General features: G+C 60.3%; 15 protein-coding genes. 13 read left to right on the top strand and 2 right to left on the bottom strand.

The features are described 5' to 3' along the window. Positions 1 to 2: 2 nt before the first annotated feature. Complete coding sequence (locus ACOYXH_RS28920) at positions 3 to 1,070, bottom strand: DUF2333 family protein (protein WP_016984927.1); 1,068 nt, start codon at positions 1,068 to 1,070, stop codon at positions 3 to 5. Positions 1,071 to 1,495: 425 nt separating this feature from the next. Here ACOYXH_RS28920 and gcbA point away from each other — a divergent pair, with 425 nt between their 5' ends. The 5 genes from gcbA (at position 1,496) to accC (ending at position 7,753) form a co-directional block, all read left to right on the top strand. Next, positions 1,496 to 3,166, top strand: coding sequence for a diguanylate cyclase GcbA (gene gcbA / locus ACOYXH_RS28915; protein WP_095047359.1), 1,671 nt, complete (start codon positions 1,496 to 1,498; stop codon positions 3,164 to 3,166). A gap of 51 nt (positions 3,167 to 3,217) precedes the next feature. Then, a complete protein-coding gene (locus ACOYXH_RS28910; RefSeq protein WP_460413253.1) occupies positions 3,218 to 5,164 on the top strand; it encodes a methyl-accepting chemotaxis protein in 1,947 nt (648 codons plus the stop codon). A gap of 250 nt (positions 5,165 to 5,414) precedes the next feature. Then, positions 5,415 to 5,867 carry a type II 3-dehydroquinate dehydratase gene (gene aroQ, locus ACOYXH_RS28905; RefSeq protein ID WP_093430249.1) on the top strand — a complete coding sequence of 151 codons (453 nt, stop codon included), beginning with the start codon at positions 5,415 to 5,417 and terminating at the stop codon, positions 5,865 to 5,867. A 48-nt stretch (positions 5,868 to 5,915) separates the two neighbouring features. After that, a complete protein-coding gene (gene accB, locus ACOYXH_RS28900) occupies positions 5,916 to 6,380 on the top strand; it encodes an acetyl-CoA carboxylase biotin carboxyl carrier protein (protein WP_093430248.1) in 465 nt (154 codons plus the stop codon). A gap of 17 nt (positions 6,381 to 6,397) precedes the next feature. After that, on the top strand, positions 6,398 to 7,753 hold the full coding sequence (gene accC / locus ACOYXH_RS28895) for an acetyl-CoA carboxylase biotin carboxylase subunit (protein WP_095126109.1): 1,356 nt from the start codon (positions 6,398 to 6,400) through the stop codon (positions 7,751 to 7,753). 66 nt (positions 7,754 to 7,819) lie between these two features. Here the strand turns inward: accC and ACOYXH_RS28890 are convergent, their stop codons facing one another. Continuing rightward, a complete protein-coding gene (locus ACOYXH_RS28890; protein ID WP_460410143.1) occupies positions 7,820 to 11,779 on the bottom strand; it encodes a ferritin family protein in 3,960 nt (1,319 codons plus the stop codon). A 192-nt stretch (positions 11,780 to 11,971) separates the two neighbouring features. Between ACOYXH_RS28890 and prmA the strand changes: the two genes are divergently transcribed. From prmA to ACOYXH_RS28850, 8 genes are all read left to right on the top strand, one after another. Next, positions 11,972 to 12,850: a 50S ribosomal protein L11 methyltransferase gene (gene prmA, locus ACOYXH_RS28885; RefSeq protein WP_093430245.1), complete on the top strand. Its 879-nt coding sequence runs from the start codon at positions 11,972 to 11,974 to the stop codon at positions 12,848 to 12,850. Positions 12,851 to 12,880: 30 nt separating this feature from the next. Further along, complete coding sequence (locus ACOYXH_RS28880) at positions 12,881 to 14,158, top strand: DUF3426 domain-containing protein (RefSeq protein WP_093430244.1); 1,278 nt, start codon at positions 12,881 to 12,883, stop codon at positions 14,156 to 14,158. A 185-nt stretch (positions 14,159 to 14,343) separates the two neighbouring features. Continuing rightward, entirely contained in the window at positions 14,344 to 15,354 is a 1,011-nt protein-coding gene (gene dusB, locus ACOYXH_RS28875; protein ID WP_093430243.1) for a tRNA dihydrouridine synthase DusB, read from the top strand. Beyond that, a complete protein-coding gene (gene fis, locus ACOYXH_RS28870) occupies positions 15,351 to 15,671 on the top strand; it encodes a DNA-binding transcriptional regulator Fis (RefSeq protein WP_003221275.1) in 321 nt (106 codons plus the stop codon). Before dusB ends, fis begins: the two co-directional genes overlap by 4 nt. A gap of 83 nt (positions 15,672 to 15,754) precedes the next feature. Next, the gene (purH, locus tag ACOYXH_RS28865; RefSeq protein WP_095047355.1) at positions 15,755 to 17,362 is read left to right on the top strand and encodes a bifunctional phosphoribosylaminoimidazolecarboxamide formyltransferase/IMP cyclohydrolase; all 1,608 of its coding nucleotides are present in this window, start codon (positions 15,755 to 15,757) and stop codon (positions 17,360 to 17,362) included. A 149-nt stretch (positions 17,363 to 17,511) separates the two neighbouring features. Next, on the top strand, positions 17,512 to 18,807 hold the full coding sequence (purD, locus tag ACOYXH_RS28860; RefSeq protein ID WP_095047354.1) for a phosphoribosylamine--glycine ligase: 1,296 nt from the start codon (positions 17,512 to 17,514) through the stop codon (positions 18,805 to 18,807). Positions 18,808 to 18,906: 99 nt separating this feature from the next. Beyond that, complete coding sequence (locus ACOYXH_RS28855; RefSeq protein WP_095126112.1) at positions 18,907 to 21,684, top strand: hybrid sensor histidine kinase/response regulator; 2,778 nt, start codon at positions 18,907 to 18,909, stop codon at positions 21,682 to 21,684. A 64-nt stretch (positions 21,685 to 21,748) separates the two neighbouring features. Further along, complete coding sequence (locus ACOYXH_RS28850; protein ID WP_025111770.1) at positions 21,749 to 22,345, top strand: MarC family protein; 597 nt, start codon at positions 21,749 to 21,751, stop codon at positions 22,343 to 22,345. Positions 22,346 to 22,362 lie beyond the last annotated feature (17 nt).

Genomic DNA, 22,362 nt, shown 5'->3' with positions numbered 1-22,362 from the left:
AATCAGCCCTGATTGAGCAGTTGACGCAAATCGATCACCGCGGCGTTGGCCCGGGAAATATAGTTGGCCATGACCAGCGAGTGGTTGGCCAGCACGCCGAAGCCGCTGCCGTTAAGAATCATAGGACTCCAGACCGGCTCCTGCGAGGCTTCCAGTTCACGGATGATCTGACGCACGCTGACGGTGGCGTTCTTCTTCGCCAGCACATCGGCGAAATCGACTTCAATGGCGCGCAGCAGGTGCGACAGTGCCCAGGCCTGACCGCGGGCTTCGTAGAACACGTTGTCGATCTGCATCCACGGGGTCTCGACGACTTCTTCGTCAACCTGCGGCACTTCGCCGATCGCCGGCACTTCGGTTTTCAGCGCGGTATTGAGTTTGACCCGGCCTACGCTGGCCGACAGGCGTTGCGACAGCGAACCGAGACGGGTGCCGACATCGCCCAGCCAGTTGTTCAGGTTGTCGGCGCGAGCATAGAACAGCGCGTTTTTCTGGGTTGGATCAGACAGGCGCGCCTGATAACGACTCAGCGAGTTGATGCCCTCCTGATATTCCGACTCACTCGACGGCAGGATCCAGCTCTTGTTGTCGAAGTTGAAACGCGGCTCGGCCTTGGCCAGATCGGCATCTTCCGCCGACTGCGACTGCGAACGGGCAAAGTCTTTACGCAGGGCACGGGTCAGGTCACGCACCTGTACCAGCACGCCGTACTCCCAGCTTGGCGTGTTGTCCATCCACAGGCCCGGCGGGAAGCGGTCGTTGGAAATGTAGCCGCCCGGCTTGTTGAGCAAGGTGCCGGCAACGGTCTTCAGGGTTTCGACGGTGGTGTAGCCGATCACCATCTGCTTGCCTTCTTTCTCGGCCGCCACTTGCGCGTTTTGTGCGACCGGAAACAGCGCCGGCTCCTGGCTCCAGTACCAGCCAAGGCCAATGGTCACCAGCAGGTAGATGCCGATCAGCGTGGCCAATGCACGGCTGAACAGCAATCCGCCAACATAGCTGCGGGTGGCCGACTTGGGTTCGGCGGCACGTTCAGGCGCGCTGCCCGCGCGGTTTTTCCAGTCCAGCATGGCGATATCCTTTCAATCACTTGGGTTCAACGGTTCGACCACAACCATACAACAACGTGCCGAGGCCGGGCACCCGCGCGTAAAGATAAGCCGCAATTCGTATGGGCGAATGACGCTTCGACGATGACTAAGGGAATCCCCGATGCCCATGCTTCAGCCCATCGGATTGAAAACCATCGCAAAGGTCATTCACTGCACGGATAAAAGCACCACTGCCCCGTCATCCTGATCACCCAGCTTAGTCAGGGAGTGCCCGGCCGACGGGGACTTGTCAGACACTCAGGTCAAAAACAAAACCGTACGGTCAGAAACTGAATGGTGACGCATTGCAGATTATTGACGTACGACACTCGTGTAAGGGAAAAGAGGTGCTAGCATAGAGCCACCAGTCGATCTCAGCATGCAGCCTAACTAGTAGTCAGGATATGACCGAGCCAGAAGACCCCAGCCGTGAGCGTCTCAAGCACCACTTTGCCCAGCGGGTAATTCATCAGGCACGTCAGATTCTTGAGATATGGCAGCGCCTGCAACGCACTGAGTGGTCCAATGTCGATCTCGCCGAACTGAGCGAGGCCAACCTGCGCCTGCTGCGTTTTGCCGAGCGCTTCGAACAGCCCGAACACACGCAGCTTGCGCGCCATATCAGCCAATCGCTGGAAGCGGTGGACGCCAATCGCGGTCGCCTGAGCAGTGGCTTGATCACCGACCTCAATCGCTTGATGCAGCGCTTGTCACGCACCGGCCTGCGCCATGGCGATCAACTCGACCAGACTTTCCTGCCACCGCTGCGCAAACCGATCTATGTGATGCTGCAAGATCACGACCGCGCCGAACGCCTGGCCAAACAACTGGAATTCTTCGGTCTGAGCGCGCAGGCGCTGGACAGCGTTTCGGCGTTTCGCTCCTCGATGGTCGAGCGCCTGCCCGCGGCGATCGTCATGGACGTCGATTTCAGCGGCGCCGGCATCGGCCTGAAACTCGCCGCGGAGGCTCAGGTCGGTTTGGAAGAACCGCTGCCGCTGCTGTTCTTCAGCCTGCACGAAACCGACACGCCAACCCGTCTCGCCGCCGTGCGCGCCGGCGGCCAGGAGTTCCTCACCGGCACCCTCGAAGCGTCGAGCCTGCTGGAAAAGATAGAAGTCCTCACCTGCGTCGCCCAGTACGAACCTTATAAAGTGCTGATCATCGACGACTCGCGTGCGCAGGCCTTGCACACCGAGCGCCTGCTCAACAGCGCCGGCATCGTCACGCGTACCTTGATCGAACCGATTCAGGCGATGGCGGAACTGGCCGATTTCCAGCCCGACCTGATCATCCTCGACATGTACATGCCAGCCTGCACTGGCACCGAACTGGCCAAAGTGATTCGCCACAACGATCGCTATGTCAGCGTGCCGATCATTTACCTGTCTGCCGAGGACGATCTGGACAAGCAGCTCGACGCCATGAGCGAGGGCGGCGATGACTTCCTGACCAAACCGATCAAGCCGCGCCACCTGATCACCACCGTGCGCAACCGCGCCGCCCGCGCACGCAACCTCAAAGCACGGATGGTCCGCGACAGCCTCACCGGTCTGTACAACCACACGCACATTCTGCAATTGCTCGAAGACTGCTCGTTCCGCGCCCGCCGCGAGAACAAGCCATTGAGCTTTGCGATGCTCGACATCGACCATTTCAAACGGGTCAACGACAGCCACGGCCACCCGATGGGCGACCGGGTGATCAAGAGCCTCGCGCTGTTTCTCAAGCAGCGTTTGCGCAAAACCGATTTCATTGGCCGATACGGCGGCGAAGAATTCGCCATCGTCATGCCCGACACCGATATAGAAGCCGCGCACAAAGTGCTCGACGAGATCCGCCAGCGCTTCGCTGAAATCCATTACCCGGCGCAGCCGCAGGATTTGTGGTGCACCTTCAGTGCCGGCGTGGTGGAAATGCACGATGACTGCGACAGCCTGATGATGGCCAGTCAGGCCGACGAAGCGCTGTACCGGGCCAAAGGTGCCGGGCGCAATCGCGTGCAGACCGCGCGCGAATCAAAGCAAAGTGCCACTTTTTCATCGGATTCCACTGATTCGGTCATAACCCTGTAACAGAACCGCAATAAATTCAGGCGCTTACCATTTCTGCCGTTGGTAGCCGTCATGCGCCTGAAGTTGCTCACCAATCTCAATACCCTGCTGTTGGTCGCCGTGTGTCTCGCACTCGGCGCGACGCTGTGGTGGTCGCAAAAAGCCCTTGAGCGCCCGTACCTGTTGATGGAGCGCTATCTCGGTCTGTCGCAACAATTTCAGAACGAGGTGGCACGCAACGTCGAGGATTACCTCGCCAGCGGCGACGCCTTGCGCCTGAGCAGTGCCAGTCAGGCCATCGACAATTTGCAGAAAGAACTCGGCGAATTGCCGCCAGCGCTGGCCGACACCCTGCGCCCGAGCCTGTCGGGCCTTGATGAATTCAGCAAGACCGACTTGCTCGCTGCCGGCAAACTGGCGGGCGACCCGCAGGCCTTGCTGTTGCAGGCAGAGCGCGAACTGAGCGCCAGCCTCGATCAGCTCAGCACTTACGCCAACGGCAACGCGGCTTATCTGACGCCGTTGCTCGTCGCCTCTCAGCACTTAGGCAAACTGTCACTGGCGCGGGACAAACTGGTCAGCAGCGGGCGCAGTGAACTGGCCGCCGATGTTGAGCGCGAAGTCACCAATATCCGCTCGCAAGCTCAGGTAATTGAGGCCCTGCCCTTGCTCGGTGTTGTCGCCAAAAGCGAATCGGGCAGTGATGACTTTGCGGCAATGATGGGCATCGAGAGCAGCGAAAAAGCCGTTGCCGAAGACGCCGGTGTCGGACTCAAACGTGAGCTCAACAGCTTGCTCGGACGCTATCCGGCGGAGCTGGCACGCACACGGGATCAGATCCAGAAACGCACCGACCTCAGCACCGCCACCCACCAGAAAATCGCCGCCGTGCAGCAGGCCATCGCCGGACTTGAGCCGGTCGTGCGCGCGCAGCACGGGCAAATTCAAGGCGAAGTGCGGCTGATGCAAGGCGTGATGATCGGCTTGATTCTGCTGATTGCGTTGCTCATCGACACCTTGCAGCGGCGGCTGGCCCGCACGCTGACCAATCTCGCTCCGGCGCTGTCGAACTGGGCCGAAGGCGATTTCAGCCGCGACATTCATTTGGGCAAAACCAACCGTGAACTGCACGACATCGAGGCCTCGCTCAATCGCTTGCGTGCCTACCTGGTGGACTTGGTTGGGACAATTCGCGGCAATGCCGAACAAGTCGCAGGCAGCAGTCGCACGCTCGCCGAACTAAGCAACGACTTGCACAGCGGCGCCGAACATCAGGCCGGTGACACCGCGCTGATCCGCGATTCACTCGGCGAGTTGGAGGCGACGATTCAGCAGGTCGCTGGCGATGCGCAGCAGGCGGCGGATGCCAGCCGTCATGCCGGACTGGCGGTCGAGCATGGCCAGTCGGTGATTGGCCAAAGCCTCACCGGCCTGCACGCGCTGGTCGGTGAGGTTCAGGGCAACGCGCAAATGATCGAGCATTTGGCCGAGGAGTCAGCGACCATTGGTGGCGTATTGACGGTGATTCGCTCGATTGCCGATCAAACCAACCTGCTGGCGCTTAACGCGGCGATCGAAGCGGCGCGTGCCGGGGAAATGGGTCGAGGATTTGCCGTGGTGGCTGAAGAAGTGCGCTCGCTGGCACAACGTACAGCCGGCGCAACTGCCGAAATTCAAACCCTGATCGCCGGCCTGCAAACCGCTGCTCGTCAATCGGTCGAAGGCATGCGCGCGCAGGTCGAGCACGCCGAAGCCACGGCCAATCAGGCGCAAGCGGCGGATGGCGCGCTGGATAAAATCGTCGGCGCGATCCAGACCATTTCCGACACGGCGATCCGCATTGCCGACGTCACGGCGCAGCAGAGCGGCGCGGTCAGCGAGATTCGCGATCACAGTGAGCGGATTCATCAGTTGGGTGGGGATAATCTGGTGCGGATCGGCCGCGGGCGCGAACAAGGCGAGAACTTGCTGGCATTGGGCGGGCAATTGCATACAGCCGTGCAGGCCTTCCGCGTCTGACGAAAATCCCTGTAGGAGCTGCCGAAGGCTGCGATCTTTTGATCTTGCTCTTGAAAATCAAAAGATCGCAGCCTGCGGCAGCTCCTACAGGGGGGTCACCACAAGTGACCGGATTAGGACCCTCAGTCACATATTTCGCGCAAACATCGGCCATCGTGCTGGCTATTGCATAGAACTGGACAGTCACAAAGTCTTTGCGGCATAGTCGCCGGGTTCTGACGATTGCTCATTCATAACAAGGACTACGCAGATGGCGACCCTCCTGGTGCTGCACGGCCCCAACCTGAACCTGCTCGGCACCCGAGAACCCGGCACTTACGGTTCAACGACCCTGGCGCAGATCAATCAGGATCTGGAGCGCCGCGCTCGTGAAGCCGGCCATCATCTGCTGTATCTGCAAAGCAATGCCGAGTACGAATTGATCGACCGCATCCACGCCGCGCGTGGCGAAGGGGTCGATTTCATTCTGATCAATCCAGCAGCTTTTACGCACACAAGTGTCGCATTACGTGACGCGTTGCTGGGAGTGAGCATCCCATTCATCGAAGTGCATTTGTCCAACGTGCACAAACGCGAACCTTTCCGCCATCACTCTTACTTCTCCGACGTAGCGGTGGGAGTGATCTGCGGCCTTGGCGCCAGCGGTTACCGACTGGCCCTGGAGGCTGCGCTAGAACAGCTTGAAACACAGGCAACGGCTTGAACTACAAGCGTTAAACGCCCCTGACCGACCCTTGGGAGTTGATGATTCATGGATATCCGTAAAGTTAAGAAACTGATCGAATTGCTGGAAGAGTCCGGCATCGACGAGCTCGAGATCAAGGAAGGCGAAGAGTCCGTACGCATCAGCCGTCACAGCAAGACCCCGGCTCAGCAGTACTACGCGCCGGCTCCGATGCACGCTCCGGCTGCCGCACCTGCCGCCGCTGCTGCTCCGGTTGCTGCCGCAGCCCCGGCTGCCGCTGCTGCACCAGCGCTGAACGGCACTGTTGCCCGTTCGCCGATGGTCGGTACCTTCTATCGCAAATCTTCGCCAACCTCGCCGTCCTTCGTTGAAGTCGGCCAGACCGTGAAGAAAGGCGACACTCTGTGCATCGTCGAAGCCATGAAGATGATGAACCACATCGAAGCTGAAACCAGCGGTGTGATCGAGTCCATCCTCGTCGAAGACGGCCAGCCGGTTGAGTACGACCAACCGCTGTTCACCATCGTTTGAACTGCGGAGAGCCTTTGATGACTGCGAAGTTGGAAAAAGTTCTGATCGCTAACCGCGGTGAGATCGCCCTGCGGATTCTGCGTGCCTGCAAAGAGATGGGCATCAAGACCGTCGCCGTTTACTCCAAGGCCGACAAAGAGCTGATGCACCTGGGTCTGGCAGACGAATCCGTCTGCATCGGCCCGGCTTCTGCCGCTCAGTCCTACCTGCACATCCCGGCCATCATCGCTGCCGCTGAAGTGACTGGCGCTACCGCCATTCACCCAGGCTACGGTTTCCTCGCGGAAAACGCCGATTTTGCCGAGCAGGTCGAGAACTCCGGCTTCGCGTTCATCGGCCCGAAAGCCGAAACCATTCGCCTGATGGGTGACAAGGTCTCGGCCAAGCACGCGATGATCGAAGCAGGCGTGCCAACCGTTCCAGGTTCCGACGGCCCGCTGCCGGAAGACGAAGAAACGGCATTGCGCATCGGTCGTGAAGTCGGCTACCCGGTGATCATCAAAGCCGCTGGCGGCGGTGGTGGTCGCGGCATGCGCGTGGTGCACAAGGAAGAAGACCTGATCGCCTCGGCGAAACTGACCCGCTCCGAAGCAGGCGCGGCGTTCGGCAACCCGATGGTCTATCTGGAAAAATTCCTGACCAATCCGCGTCACGTCGAAGTGCAGGTCCTGTCCGACGGCCAGGGCCACGCCATCCATCTGGGCGACCGCGATTGCTCGCTGCAACGCCGCCACCAGAAGGTTCTCGAAGAAGCGCCGGCACCGGGCATCGACGAGAAGGCTCGCGAAGAAGTGTTGGCTCGTTGCGTCAAGGCGTGCATCGACATCGGTTACCGTGGCGCCGGCACCTTCGAGTTCCTCTACGAAAACGGTCGCTTCTACTTCATCGAAATGAACACCCGTGTTCAGGTGGAGCACCCGGTTTCGGAAATGGTTACCGGTATCGACATCGTCAAGGAGATGCTCAGCATCGCCGCTGGCAACAAGCTGTCGTTCACTCAGGATGACGTGGTTATTCGTGGCCACTCGCTGGAATGCCGGATCAACGCTGAAGACCCGAAAACCTTCATGCCGAGTCCGGGCACGGTCAAGCATTTCCACGCACCAGGCGGCAACGGCGTTCGCGTCGATTCGCACCTGTACAGCGGTTATGCGGTTCCACCGAACTACGACTCGCTGATCGGCAAGCTGATCACTTACGGCGCGACCCGCGACGAAGCCATGGCCCGCATGCGCAATGCCCTGGACGAAATCGTGGTTGACGGGATCAAGACCAACATCCCGCTGCACCGTGACCTGGTTCGTGACGAAGGCTTCTGCAAAGGTGGCGTGAACATTCACTACCTCGAGCACAAGCTGGCCAAGCAGTCGTAAGACTGACCTGGCGTGGAAAAACCCGATCCCTGTGGATCGGGTTTTTTTATGCCTGCAACCAGCGCATCAGTTCATCGACACCAAGGTAAAAGCTTGCCCCTGAATCATTTCAGGGGTTGCCCGGCGCCCGTTCTGGTCGACTACAGCGCCAGAGGCATCTTGGTGCAATGGCTTTCGACGAAACCGCTCCATGAATACCTGTGCGCGTTTCGACACCGGATCGCTGGCATATCTGGCCCGCTGCAAAACCGGCGAATACAAGCGTTCAACCTGGCTGGCGGAAGTCTTGAACACCGTCGAAACACCGTTGTTCAGATTCAACGAAACAGCATAGGTATTACCCAGACAGGAAGAATACGACCAGTAATCCCATGTCGGCCTCAGCCCCTGTTGACGCAATACACTCCTGACCGGTCCACCGATGTCGGTGCCGGTCAGCCAGTCACCGCCCACCAGCGTGACCCGAACATCTTTGGGCGAGCCTCCCAGACGCGTCATCGCATCCTTGATGGTGTGGTTGATCAGCGAGCGAATGTTGTGATCGAAATGAATGACTGCGCCGACCTTTGTCGTCGGGTTGTACATCGAGGCAATCACGCAGGTCTGCGCATTCAGCGAAAACAGATAATTGTCCATAGACCCGGCGACAAACTTCGCCACCACAGCCTCGCCCTGCAACGCACCACGGTTCAGCACTGGCTCGACCCGGCCGGGAAACGCATTGCGCAGATTGTTCACTCGACCAAGATTACGTACCTGATCATTGCCGCCGCGCAGCCCGACCCGGTCATGCGTCCATTTGCCACTCGCAGTCAGACGTACGGGGCGCTGATAAATGGCTTCGGGGCGCCGGGCATCGATCAGGCTGAGCCCCCCGAAATGCGGGTTTTCCCTGACCTGGAAGTACTTGCCTCTGTTGCGGATGTAATAGGTCGGTTGGGGCTGCGCAGCACTGGGCGGACTGCGCCATGTGCCAAAAAAGACACCTTCTTCAGTGACCTGCTGCAAATTATCCGGCTTGTTGCTGACGGCCTGTCTGGCGTGAAAACGCACCTTGCGAACCGCCGGCAACGCTTCCTTGCGAATCGGAGCCACGGTGCTCAAGCGTTCTGTGAGCAATGAGACCGGCCGCGTCGTGTGCTTCAGATTTCTGACCGTGCGCCCGAGTAACTTGACCGTACTGCCGGCGCCAACCATGGCAAACAGCGCGCCCCACGACGCCTCAAGCCAATGGCCGAGCGCGCCATCGACATCGCCTTCCAGATGCGCCGCGACGGCATCACCGGCACTGACGGCGATGAACACCACGTCCAACAACAAGGCGAAGGGCGGAAACACCATGCAGAACGGCGCGGCGGCGAACATCAGTCCCTTGACCACCTGTCTTTCGATCATTTCCGCGCGGCTGGTCGTGATGTCGTGCACATCCGTAACCGTGCGCTCGATGTAAGCGTTGAACTCACCCCGCGCGTCGCTCACTCGCTGCGCTTCGTACAGCGTATCGACGCGCTGATTTTTTACCGCTATCGCATGCAAGGAGAGCGAAACGGTTTTGCGTGCAGCAACCGCCGTGCGCGCCATCAAGTAGTCATGCAGCTCGCCGGCGATGTCGCCAAACAGTGAATGGTACGGGCGCACCGCAAGGCCGTCAGGAGCATCCGGGGTATACAACCACCAAGACGGCTCGGGATCGAAAGCGGTAAAAACATAAACCCCGAGTACGACATGACCACGCACAGTAAACCTGAATACGCCGTCAGTCGTGACCCTGCTGGCGCCCGGCAAATGGCCCCCTGACGTTGGCAATTGACTCAACAGCGAGACCTGGCGGACGAGCGCTGTATACACCGTGTCGCTTAGCCGTGCCTGACTTCGCGCAACCCGCAAGTCACGATCCATTGTCGACAGCAGCACATTGCGCCAGGCAAACCGGCGCGGCTCGTAGTCCGCATGGCGAGCGTCGAGATATTTGCCTCGGATCTCGCTGGCGTACTTCTCACCCAGCCAGGCCCCGCGCAGATACAACGCCAGATCGGCGCTGCGCACCTCGCTCAGATCCTGGCCAACGGATGAGCGCACGCCCTTTTTCGGATTGTCGATACCAGCGTTGTCGTCGTAGCCGTAGATCGCCAGATCGAGCAGGCTGGCTACCGACTGTTTCCTGCGATCGGCGATGCCGGCGTTGTAATCGATCAACACGGTGGCCGGATCAACCGGTTCCAGCACCTGTTTGCTGCGCATATAAGGCGCGATCTCTGCGGTCACCGTGCGTCTGGCAAAATCGACAAAGACTTCGAAACCGCCCAGCAACTCATTGAAGACCTGCTGATGAACAACAAGCTCCTGATTCAGGCTGCTGAGGCGTCGACGCGCATCCAGGGTCAGCGTTGAGTTCCAGCGCAGTAAATTGTCCTCTTCGACCTGCTGCAGGTTTTTGGCCAGGCCCATTTTTACAGCCGCTTCGACGCACTGAGCGAACGGCAGGGGCGCACGCCGAATATCACTGCTCATACCCCAACGGCCAGGGTCGGCAGCCACGGCGACAAGATACTCCCGCGCTCGGCGATGGGCAGTGGGAGAAAGCTGCTGCAAAAGATATTCGCGACCGGACTCGCTCTGCGTCCAGCCCCAGACCTCTCCGGTCAATGCCGCCAGCGAAGGCAGGCGCACCCACTCCTGGCCGTCTGGCTTGTTTGGCGCGTACAGCAGCAGATCGCTCACCGCTGGTGCAGGCTCTTGCCGGTAAAACACCAGAAAGTCGGCACACTGCATGCCGTTGGGTAAAGCCAGTGCGGCGACGCGCAAAGATTCGCCCATGGCTTCCCCCGCCCACATCGATTCGAGACGATCATGATCGTCCACCGCCAGATGCCCCGCACAACGCGCAACGAACGCGCTTTGCTTGAGTCGCGCGACAAACCAGTCGATCAAGGCCTTTTGTACGTCCTCGCGCTCATACTGCCCGGCGAGGGCTCGCAGGTACCCGACCGGATAATCCTGGCCGGCCAGCATGTCGGCGATGAATGCCGGCTCCAGCGGCTGATTGCGTCGCGAAGGACCACTGGTGACTTCCAGAACGGCAGCGAAATCCGTACCGATCGGCCCCGCCGCGAGCAACTGGCTCAAACTGCGGTTCTGCGTCGGCTCGCCGACCGCTGAAAGCCACCTCAGGCGGACATCGATCCGGTCCGGTTCCACCTCCATGTCGAGTTTGAGCTGGATATAGTCAATCGCCTGTTGCCGGGCATAGGCGCGCAACGAGCCGTAGCCTTCCAGCAGATCATCGAGCGCTGCCTGGGCCTGCGACGTCTGTTCTTGATAACGGCGCAGCCTGGCACGCTCCGGTTCGTTCAGCACCCGCAGCCAATGCGGCAATTGCGCGTATGACTGCGCTTCGAGCCTCTTCTTTTCCGCACCCGTTGCCAGTGCGGTCAACCGATAGCGGCGAGCGCCTCGTTCCTGAACCTTTTCGATTTGCCTGCGCAATCGATCCGGCGTCAGTCGCACGAGCCGGTCAGTGTGGAACAGCGCGTCGATGTCATCGATATAACGCTGCAATTTGCGCAAAACCAACTGATCGAACGCAGCCTCCTGCCCCTTGGTTTCCCAATGTGTTCGCAGGTAGTTTTTGTATTGATCAAGGAAATGCTCAGAAACGCTCTCCACAGTCTGGATGACCGCTTGACGATGGCCGAGCGGAAATCCCCGGTCAGCAGCACCCGGCCAGCGGTACGGAGCGTCCTGAATCGCCAGGTACATCATCGGCTTGCCGTCGATGATTTTCTGCAGAATCGAATCGAGCAAAGCCAGCACAAAACCCGGATCGATATTGCCGTGCGGGTAATGATTGCGCAGCTCGGTCAACGCGAAAGCTTCCATGGCCTCCAATAAGGTCAGCTGACTGCTCAGGCGCTTGTCGATGAGTACCTGCCAACGCGTGATCCGCAGCAGAATCTCCTGGGCCGTTCCTGTGGGCGCAGCGGCTTCCGGTGGTTTTTCTTCTACAATCCCTTGTTCACTCGCCATATCGTCCAGCCCGCTTGCGTAGAAATGAGCTTTCACTCTATTTGCCGGCAACCGCGCTCCGGGGATACATATGTATATCGCGCCGGCGAATGTGTAACAGCCAAGAGGCGTGTCCACTTTGCCGGCGACCTGGCGTAAACTGCGCGCTTTTGCAGCTTCGGGCTGCCCCACAGATTTTCAAAGGTGCCCGCCATGCCTTGGCTGCAAGTCCGTCTCGCCATCACCCCCGAACAAGCCGAAACCTACGAGGACGCATTTCTCGAAGTCGGCGCCGTGTCGGTGACCTTCATGGACGCCGAAGACCAGCCGATCTTCGAACCGGAACTCAACACCACCCCATTGTGGTCGCACACCCACTTGCTGGCGTTGTTCGAAGGCGGCACCGAACCAGCCCCGGTACTGGCCCACCTGGAACTGCTGACCGGCAGCCCGCTACCCGAACACCACAGCGAAGTCATCGAAGATCAGGACTGGGAGCGCAGCTGGATGGACGGTTTCCAGCCGATGCGTTTCGGCCAGCGCCTGTGGATCGTGCCGAGCTGGCACGCCGCGCCGGAACCTGATGCGGTCAACCTGCTGCTGGATCCGGGCCTGGCGTTCGGCACCGGCACTCACCCAACCACCGCTTTGTGCCTGGAATGGCTCGACGGCCAGGACCTGAAAGACTGCGACGTGCTCGACTTCGGTTGCGGTTCGGGAATTCTGGCGATCGCCGCCCTGTTGCTCGGTGCGAAAGAAGCCGTTGGTACCGACATCGACGTGCAGGCACTGGAAGCCTCGCGCGACAACGCCGGTCGCAACAATATTGCCGACGAACTGTTCCCGCTGTACCTGCCGCAAGACTTGCCGCAGGTTCAAGCTGACGTACTGGTCGCCAACATTCTTGCCGGTCCGCTGGTTTCGCTGGCGCCGCAACTGTCTGGCCTGGTCAAATCCGGCGGTCGTCTGGCCCTGTCGGGCATCCTCGCTGAACAAGGTGATGAAGTCGCTGCCGCTTATGCACAGGACTTCGATCTCGACCCGATCGCCAATCGCGATGGCTGGGTGCGCATCACCGGCCGTCGGCGCTAATATGTCCGCCTGCATAATCCGGATCGCCGCATGACTGACAGCTTCGTCACCCAGTGCCCGCATTGCCAAACCAGTTTCCGTGTCAGCCATGCTCAATTGAGCGTGGCCCGCGGGGTGGTTCGCTGCGGCTCCTGCCTGCAAGTGTTCAACGCCGCCAAACAGCTGCTGGAACAACACGCTGGCAAGGACGCGGTGACGCCGGTCGCGCCTTCGCTTGCCGAGCCACCGCCGATTGTCGAGTCGACGCCAGCCGTCGAACCCGTAGCCATCGTCGAGCCGCCGGCACCGCGCGCCATCAGCCAAAAGCAGTGGAGCGCCTCGGAGCTGGATCTCGACAGCCTCGATCTGGACCAGGAACTTGCCCGCCTCGAGCAACGGGAAATCCAGCCGACCACCGAATTCGGTCGTCCCCGCGAAGATTCCCTGAGCGCCCGGCGCGACATGCCTGAGCCGGACGAAACCGTCTGGCGCGACAGCCTGTTCAGCGAACATGCCGATGAGCACACGATCGAGCCCGACGACGAGGCAGAAGTCTCGGAGATCGAACCGGCCAAAGCCGCGCGCACTGAGCCTTCGCTGACTTTGGAACCGGTAGATCTCGACGACGAGCCGGCGATCCCGCAACTGCGCCTTCACGACCCGATCGATCCGAACGCCCGTCGTGAACGATTTTCTGCCAGCGACGATATCGATGACGGCGACGAGTTGCCATCGATCGAGCCGCTGCGCAAAAAGCGCGAGCGCGCAGAACCCGGTGTACGTGCTGAAGTCCTGCAGGACCTGACTGACGACCCGCTGCAACTGGACTGGCAGAAACGCCGCTCGCCGTGGGGACGCCGTTTGCTCTGGTTGCTGTTGGTGCTACTGGCGGCGGGCGGACTGGCTGCCCAATACATCGCCTATCATTTCGACGAACTGGCCCGCCAGGATCAATACCGTCCGTGGTTCCAGCAAATCTGCCCGCAGATCGGCTGCACGGTGCCGTCCAAGGTCGACATCGCCCGGATCAAGAGCAGCAATCTGGTGGTGCGCAGTCATCCGGAGTTCAACGGCGCATTGGTGGTCGACGCGATCATTTATAACCGCGCGACGTTCTCTCAGCCCTTTCCATTACTGGAACTGCGTTTCGCCGACCTCAATGGACACTTGATCGCCAGTCGTCGCTTCAAACCCGGCGAGTACCTCAGAGGGGACCTCGAAGGTCTGGCGGAAATGCCGCCGCAAACGCCGATCCACATTGCGCTGGATATCCTCGACCCAGGCCCGAAAGCAGTGAATTACAGCCTGAGTTTCCACTCGCCCGAGTGAATCCCTGCGGCGGTTTGCAATTGACGGCGGTTTTCTGACTTTGCCACCCACAACCAAACCTGTGGCGATAACGGAATAACTGTTCAGATTTTGTTCAATTCAGCCTTTATCCAGTCATCGAGAGCGGGTATCATGCCAACCCTTTTTCGAACTCTCATGATCCGGCCCCACCTCAGGGAAGTCCTATGTCGGCGGTACGCATCGGCCCATACACATTGCAGAACGGCTTGATTCTCGCCCCGATGGCGGGCGTCACCGACCAGCCCTTTCGTCAGCTGTGCAAGCGTTTGGGCGCAGGGCTTGTAGTCTCGGAAATGGTCACCAGTGACATGAGCCTGTGGAACACCCGCAAGTCGCGCATGCGCATGATCCACGAAGGCGATCCCGAGCCCCGCTCGGTGCAGATTGCCGGTGGCGACGCGCAGATGCTGGCGGATGCGGCCCGGGCCAACGTCGAATTGGGCGCGCAGATTATTGATATCAACATGGGTTGCCCGGCAAAGAAGGTCTGCAACAAGGCCGCCGGTTCCGCGTTGTTGAAGGACGAAGCACTGGTGACCGAGATCCTGCAGGCCGTTGTGGCTGCGGTTGATGTGCCGGTCACCTTGAAGATCCGCACCGGATGGGATCGCGACAACAAGAACGGCCTGACCGTGGCGAAGATCGCCGAGCAGGCCGGGATCACCGCGCTGGCAGTGCATGGCCGCACTCGCGCCGATCTGTACACCGGTGAAGCCGAGTACGACACGATTGCCGCGATCAAGCAGGCGGTGTCGATGCCGGTGTTTGCCAATGGCGATATCGATTCGCCGGAAAAGGCCCGTTACGTGCTCGACGCGACCGGTGCCGATGGCCTGTTGGTAGGCCGCGCCGCCCAAGGGCGGCCATGGATTTTTCGCGAGATCGAACACTTCCTGCGTACCGGCGAGAAATTGCCGGCACCGGAACTGATCGAAGTGGAACACATTCTGCTGGAGCATCTGGCCGCCCTTCACGCTTTCTATGGGGATGTGATGGGCGTGCGCATTGCGCGCAAGCATGTGGGCTGGTATCTCGCAACCTTGCCGGGCGCCAGGGAGTTTCGCGCCCACTTCAATCGTTTGGATGGTACGGAAACACAATGCGCCAACGTTCGGGAGTTTTTCGCCGAGCGTTACAAGAGCCTGACAGGGGACGAAGAAGGGGTGGCCGCATGACGATGATGACCGAGACTTTAGTGAGTGGAACAGCACCCGTGAGCGACAACGTGAATTTGAAACAGCACCTCAATACCCCGAGCGAAGAAGGCCAGACCCTTCGCGGGAGTGTCGAGAAGGCGCTGCACAATTATTTCGCCCACCTTGAGGGCGCGTCCGTCACGGATGTGTACAACCTGGTGCTCTCCGAAGTCGAGGCTCCCCTGCTCGAAAGCGTGATGAACTACGTCAAGGGCAACCAGACCAAGGCCAGTGAGCTGCTCGGACTTAACCGCGGCACGCTGCGCAAGAAACTCAAGCAGTACGATCTGCTGTAAGCATTCAATCAAACCAGAAAGGCGCCCGCGTAAAAAACGGTCGCCTTTTTTGCTGACTTCCTTTGCTTTTGATGGAAATTGAGATGACCGACCAGACTACCCGCCTGCCGATCCGCCGCGCCTTGATCAGCGTTTCCGACAAGACCGGGATCCTCGAATTCGCCAAGGAGCTTGAAGCTCTGGGCGTCGAGATCCTCTCCACCGGCGGAACGTTCAAGCTGCTGCGCGACAACGGTGTTGCCGCAGTGGAAGTCGCGGATTACACCGGTTTCGCCGAAATGATGGACGGTCGGGTGAAAACCCTGCACCCGAAAATCCACGGCGGCATCCTCGGTCGTCGCGGTATCGACGACGCAATCATGAGCGAGCACGGCATCAAGCCGATCGATCTGGTGGCGGTCAACCTGTACCCGTTCGAAGCCACCATCAACAAGCCAGGCTGCGACCTGCCGACCGCCATCGAGAACATCGACATCGGCGGCCCGACCATGGTCCGTTCGGCAGCGAAAAACCATAAAGACGTAGCGATCGTGGTGAATGCCAGCGATTACGCCAGCGTCCTGGAAGGCCTGAAAGCCGGTGGCCTGACCTACGCGCAGCGTTTCGACCTGATGCTCAAGGCCTTCGAACACACGGCCGCCTACGACGGCATGATCGCCAACTACATGGGCACCGTGAATCAAGCGGCTGAAACCCTGAGCACTGAAGGCCGCAGCGAATTCCCGCGCACCTTCAACAGCCAGTTCATCAAGGCCCAGGAAATGCGCTACGGCGAGAACCCGCACCAGAGCGCGGCGTTCTACGTGGAAGCCAAGCCTGCCGAAGTCGGCATCGCTACCGCGACCCAACTGCAAGGCAAAGAACTGTCGTACAACAACGTGGCCGACACCGACGCCGCGCTGGAATGCGTGAAGAGCTTCGTCAAGCCAGCCTGCGTGATCGTCAAGCACGCCAACCCGTGCGGCGTGGCGGTCAGCCCGGACGCTGAAGGCGGCATCCGTCAGGCCTATGAACTGGCTTACGCCACCGATACCGAATCGGCGTTCGGCGGCATCATCGCCTTCAACCGTGAACTGGATGCCGAGACCGCCAAAGCGATCGTCGAGCGTCAGTTCGTTGAAGTGATCATCGCCCCAAGCGTCAGCGCAGAAGCCCGCGCCATCGTTGCGGCCAAAGCCAACGTGCGCCTGCTGGCCTGCGGCGAGTGGTCGGCAGACCGCGCAGCCGCGTGGGACTACAAGCGTGTCAATGGCGGACTGCTGGTACAGAGCCGCGACATCGGCATGATCAGCGCCGATGACCTGAAAGTCGTGACCAAACGCGCGCCGACCGAACAGGAAATCCACGACCTGATCTTCGCCTGGAAAGTGGCCAAGTACGTGAAGTCCAACGCCATCGTCTACGCCAAGAACCGTCAGACCATCGGTGTCGGCGCTGGCCAGATGAGCCGCGTAAACTCGGCGCGTATCGCCGCGATCAAGGCTGAGCACGCCGGTCTGCAAGTAGCGGGTTCGGTGATGGCATCGGACGCGTTCTTCCCGTTCCGCGACGGCCTCGACAACGCGGCCAAGGTCGGCATCACTGCAGTGATCCAGCCGGGCGGCTCGATGCGTGATGCTGAAGTGATTGCTGCTGCCGATGAGGCTGGCATCGCCATGGTCTTTACGGGCATGCGTCACTTCCGTCACTGATTATTGCTTGATCGTACCCACGCTCTGCGTGGGCACGCAGCCCGGGACGCTCCGCGTCCCTTGGACGCAGAGCGTCCGTAGAGGCATTCCCACGCAGAGCGTGGGAACGATCAGCCCCCACAGAATTAGCGTCATCCGAGGTTTTTGAAATGAATGTTTTGATCATTGGCAGCGGTGGCCGTGAACACGCCCTGGCCTGGAAAGTGGCTCAGGATCCGCGCGTGCAGAAGGTGTTCGTCGCACCGGGCAACGCTGGCACCGCCATCGAAGCCAAGTGCGAGAACGTCGCCATCGACGTATTGGCTCTTGAGCAACTGGCCGACTTCGCCGAGAAAAACGTTTCCCTGACCATCGTCGGCCCGGAAGTGCCGCTGGTCGCTGGCGTTGTTGATCTGTTCCGCTCCCGTGGCCTGGACTGCTTCGGTCCGACCGCCGGCGCTGCGCAGCTGGAAGGTTCGAAGGCCTTCACCAAGGATTTCCTGGCTCGCCACAAGATCCCGACCGCCGACTACCAGAACTTCACCGAGATCGAGCCGGCCTTGGCTTATCTGCGTGAAAAAGGCGCACCGATCGTGATCAAGGCCGATGGCCTGGCGGCCGGTAAAGGCGTGATCGTCGCCATGACCCTGGCCGAAGCCGAAGACGCCGTGCGCGACATGCTTGCTGGCAATGCGTTCGGCGACGCCGGTTCGCGCGTGGTAATTGAAGAATTCCTCGACGGCGAAGAAGCCTCGTTCATCGTCATGGTCGATGGCAAAAACGTCCTGCCGATGGCCACCAGCCAGGACCACAAACGTGTTGGCGACGGCGACAGCGGCCCGAACACTGGCGGCATGGGTGCCTACTCCCCTGCCCCGGTGGTCACTGCCGACGTGCACCAGCGCGTGATGGATCTGGTGATCTGGCCGACCGTGCGTGGCATGGCTGAAGAAGGCAATGTCTACACCGGTTTCCTCTATGCCGGTCTGATGATCGACAAGGCTGGTAATCCAAAGGTTATCGAGTTCAACTGCCGCTTCGGCGACCCGGAAACCCAACCAGTGATGCTGCGTCTGCAATCGAGCCTGGTGCTGTTGGTTGAAGCCGCTCTGGCGCAAGCGCTGGACAAGGTTGAAGCACAGTGGGATCCACGCCCGAGCGTCGGCATCGTGCTGGCCGCTGGCGGCTACCCGGGCGACTACGCCAAGGGCGCGGCGATCAACGGTCTGGACGCAGCGGCGAGCCTGGAAGGCAAAGTCTTCCACGCGGGTACCGCGCTGAAGGATGGTCAGGTTGTCACTGCCGGTGGTCGCGTACTCTGCGCCACTGCAATGGGCGCCAGCGTCGGTGAAGCTCAGCAGCAAGCCTACAAGCTGGCAGCAGCCATCGACTGGGAAGGCTGCTTCTACCGCAAGGACATTGGCTACCGCGCCATTGCCCGTGAACGTGGCGAAACCCAGGAATAAGCTGTCGATCGAGCCCGGCGAGGGATACCGTTCCTCGCCGGGCTGTTCCGCCGCCGCGCATCGTTATATTCTGGCATCAACCTACGAAGGGATTTCGCCGTGCGCTGGCTCAGGATTGCCATAAGCTTCACCGTCACGTTGCTGACCTTGCTCTGCATGCTCCCGGCCCAGGCCGCGCAAGGCAGTGGCTGGTCGGTATTGCTTGACGATCAGGGCAGTCTGCAACTGAGCGATATCCGCTCCGCTCGCTACACCAATCAATTCAGCCCCATCGACCTCGACCGCCTCACTGCGGCCGAGCCCGATGGCGCCCTGTGGTTGCGCTTCAAACTGGCGCCGGGCAAGCACGAACAAGTGCTGCGCATCTTTGCCCCCGACCTGTCACAGCTCAATCTCTACGTACTCGACGGTGACAAGCTGATCGAGCAACGCAACACCGGCACCGACCAGCCACAGGCCGAAAGGCCGTTGCCGAGCAGCGACTTCATGCTGCCGTTGCCACAGACCGACAAACCGCTCGATGTTTATCTGCGCCTGGTCTCCGATCACCAGTTGCGCCCGCACGTCACCCTGCAATCGGCGGTGATGAGCGCGGCCAACCACAATCAGACGCTGATCTTCGGCTTGCTGTTCGGCTGTCTCGCCATGCTGCTGTTGCACAACCTTGTGCGCTACGCCTACTCCCGCTCGCGCAGCAGCCTGTGGCTGGCGGTCTGCGAGGGCCTGCTGGGCCTCAGTCTGTTGCTGCTGCTCAACCTCGCCGGCCCCTGGCTGCCGAACTGGCACGCGGTGCAGACCCCGGGCGCCTATCTGGCGTTGCTGCTGACCGCTCCCGCAGGATTGATGTTCGCCTATCGCTTCTTCGCGCCGCTCGGCCCGCACCCGCTGAACAAACTGTTGATTGGCGACATCCTGTTTATCGTCACCTGCAGCCTGTTGCTGCTGTTCGTCAATACCCTGCCGCTGAACATCATCACCTATGCCCTGGTGGCCCTGGCCGGCCTGAGCATGTTGTTTGTCGCCTTCTATCACTGGCAGAAGGGTTACCGCCCGGCGCGCCTGTTCGTCGCCGCAATGGTGGTGTTCAACATCGGCACCTTGATCATTCTTCCCGCGTTGCTGGGGCTGACACTGGTGTCGCCGCAGGGTCTGATCATGACCCTGATGGCATTCATCTGTATCAGCGGGCTGCTGATGAGCATCGCCCTCGGCGAGCGTCAGCGCAGCATCACCGAAAGTCGTTTCAGCGTCAGCCGCGACCTCGCCGCGAGCAATGCCGAGATCAACGCCAAAGCCGAGTTCCTCGCCAAGATCAGCCACGAAATCCGCACGCCGATGAACGGCGTGCTGGGCATGACCGAACTGCTGCTGGGCACGCCACTGTCGGTCAAGCAACGCGACTACGTGCAGACCATCCACAGCGCCGGCAACGAATTGCTGACGTTGATCAACGAGATTCTCGACATCTCCAAGCTCGAGTCCGGGCAGATCGAACTGGACGATGTGCAGTTCGACCTCAATGCCTTGATCGACGACTGCCTGAGCATCTACCGGGCCAAGGCCGAACAGCAGAACGTCGAACTGATCAGCTTTATCCAGCCGCAAGTACCGCGGGTGATCAGCGGCGACCCGACCCGCCTGCGCCAGACTCTGCTGAGCCTGCTGGAAAACGCCCTGAAGAAAACCGATGAAGGTGAAGTGCTGATCGTCGTCGCCCTCGACGAGCGCAGCAACAAACCGCGTCTGCGCATCGCCGTGCAGGACAGCGGTGAACCGATGGATCAGGAAGAGCGTGACGCACTGATGCACGCCGAACTGCACAGCAAGCACTTCCTTTCGGCCAATCGTCTGGGTGGCAACCTGGGGCTGGTGATCGCGCGACAACTGATCCGCTTGATGCATGGCGAGTTCGGCATCAAGAGCGGCGCCAATCAAGGCAGCACGTTATGGCTGACTTTGCCGCTGGACCCCGACCGCCTCGAACACCCGACCTCCGATCTCGACAGTCCGCTGCAGGGCGCGCGGGTCCTGGTGGTCGACGACAACGACACCTGCCGCAAAGTGCTGGTCCAGCAATGCAGTGCGTGGGGGCTGAATGTCAGCGCCGTACCTTCAGGCAAGGAAGCGTTGGCTCTCCTGCGGACCAAGGCGCACCTGCGTGATTACTTTGATGTGGTGTTGCTCGATCAGAACATGCCCGGCATGACCGGCATGCAGCTCGCGGCCAAGATCAAGGAAGACCCGAGTCTGAACCACGACATCCTGCTGATCATGCTAACCGGCATCAGCAATGCGCCGAGCAAGATCATCGCGCGCAACTCGGGGATCAAACGCATCCTCGCCAAACCGGTGGCCGGCTACACCCTCAAGACCACCCTGGCCGACGAGCTCAACCAGCGCAACAAAGGTCAGGTGGTGTTCCAGCCGCAAGTGGTCACCCCGGCCACGGCGGCGAAAGTGCCGAGCGATTTCCGCATCCTCGTCGCCGAAGACAACACGATTTCGACCAAAGTGATTCGCGGCATGCTCGGCAAGCTCAACCTGCAACCGGACACCGCCGCCAACGGCGAAGAAGCCCTGCAAGCGATGAAAGCCCAGCGTTACGATCTGGTGCTGATGGACTGCGAAATGCCGATCCTCGATGGCTTCTCGGCGACCCAGCAATTGCGCGCCTGGGAAGTCAGCAATCAACGCATTCGCACGCCGATCGTGGCGTTGACGGCGCATATTCTCGCCGAACACAAGGAGCGCGCGCGTCAGGCCGGGATGGATGGGCACATGTCCAAGCCGGTCGAGTTGTCACAATTGCGCGAGCTGATCGAGCACTGGGTAGCCGAGCGTGATCAGCAGAACCGTGCCACGACGCCCACCTCCTGAGCCGACAGACCCCGTAGCGCCTGATAGACTCCCCCACGAATTCCCTCGCCAGTGAGCTTGCACCATGCTCCATGTGTTGTTCAGCGTTTACCTGAAGATGCTGGTGCTCTACAGCCCGTTCTTCGTGCTGTCGTGCTTTATCAGCCTGACCCGCGGTTATTCGCGCAAGGAACAACGGCGGCTGGCCTGGAAAGTCGCCGTGGCCACGCTGGTCTCCAGCGTTTTACTGTATTTGTTCGGGCGGGTAATTTTCGATGTGTTCGGCATCACCGTGGATGCGTTTCGCATCGGCGCCGGCAGTGTGCTGTTCATTTCGGCACTGGGGATGGCGCAGGGCAAACCGGCGGTACAGGCCGACAATGTGCAGCAGGACGTCACCATCGTGCCGCTCACCATCCCGCTGACCGTCGGCCCGGGCACCATCGGTGCCTTGCTGGTGATGGGCGTCAGCCAGCCGCACTGGGACGACAAACTCACCGCGATCATGAGTATTGCCCTGGCCAGTTTTACCGTCGGCGTGGTGCTGTACCTGTCGAATCGTATCGAGCGGATTCTGGGCGATCAGGGCTTACAGATCGTCAGTCGTTTGATGGGATTGTTTGTTTGCGCTTTGGCGGCGCAGATCATTTTTACAGGGGTCAAAGGCTATTTGGTGCCCTGAACAAGCGCATCGAATAC

Source organism: Pseudomonas sp. Mb7, from assembly GCF_054790525.1.
The sequence above is the reverse complement of the archived record's forward strand: the minus strand, read 5'-3'. Positions and strand labels throughout refer to the sequence as shown.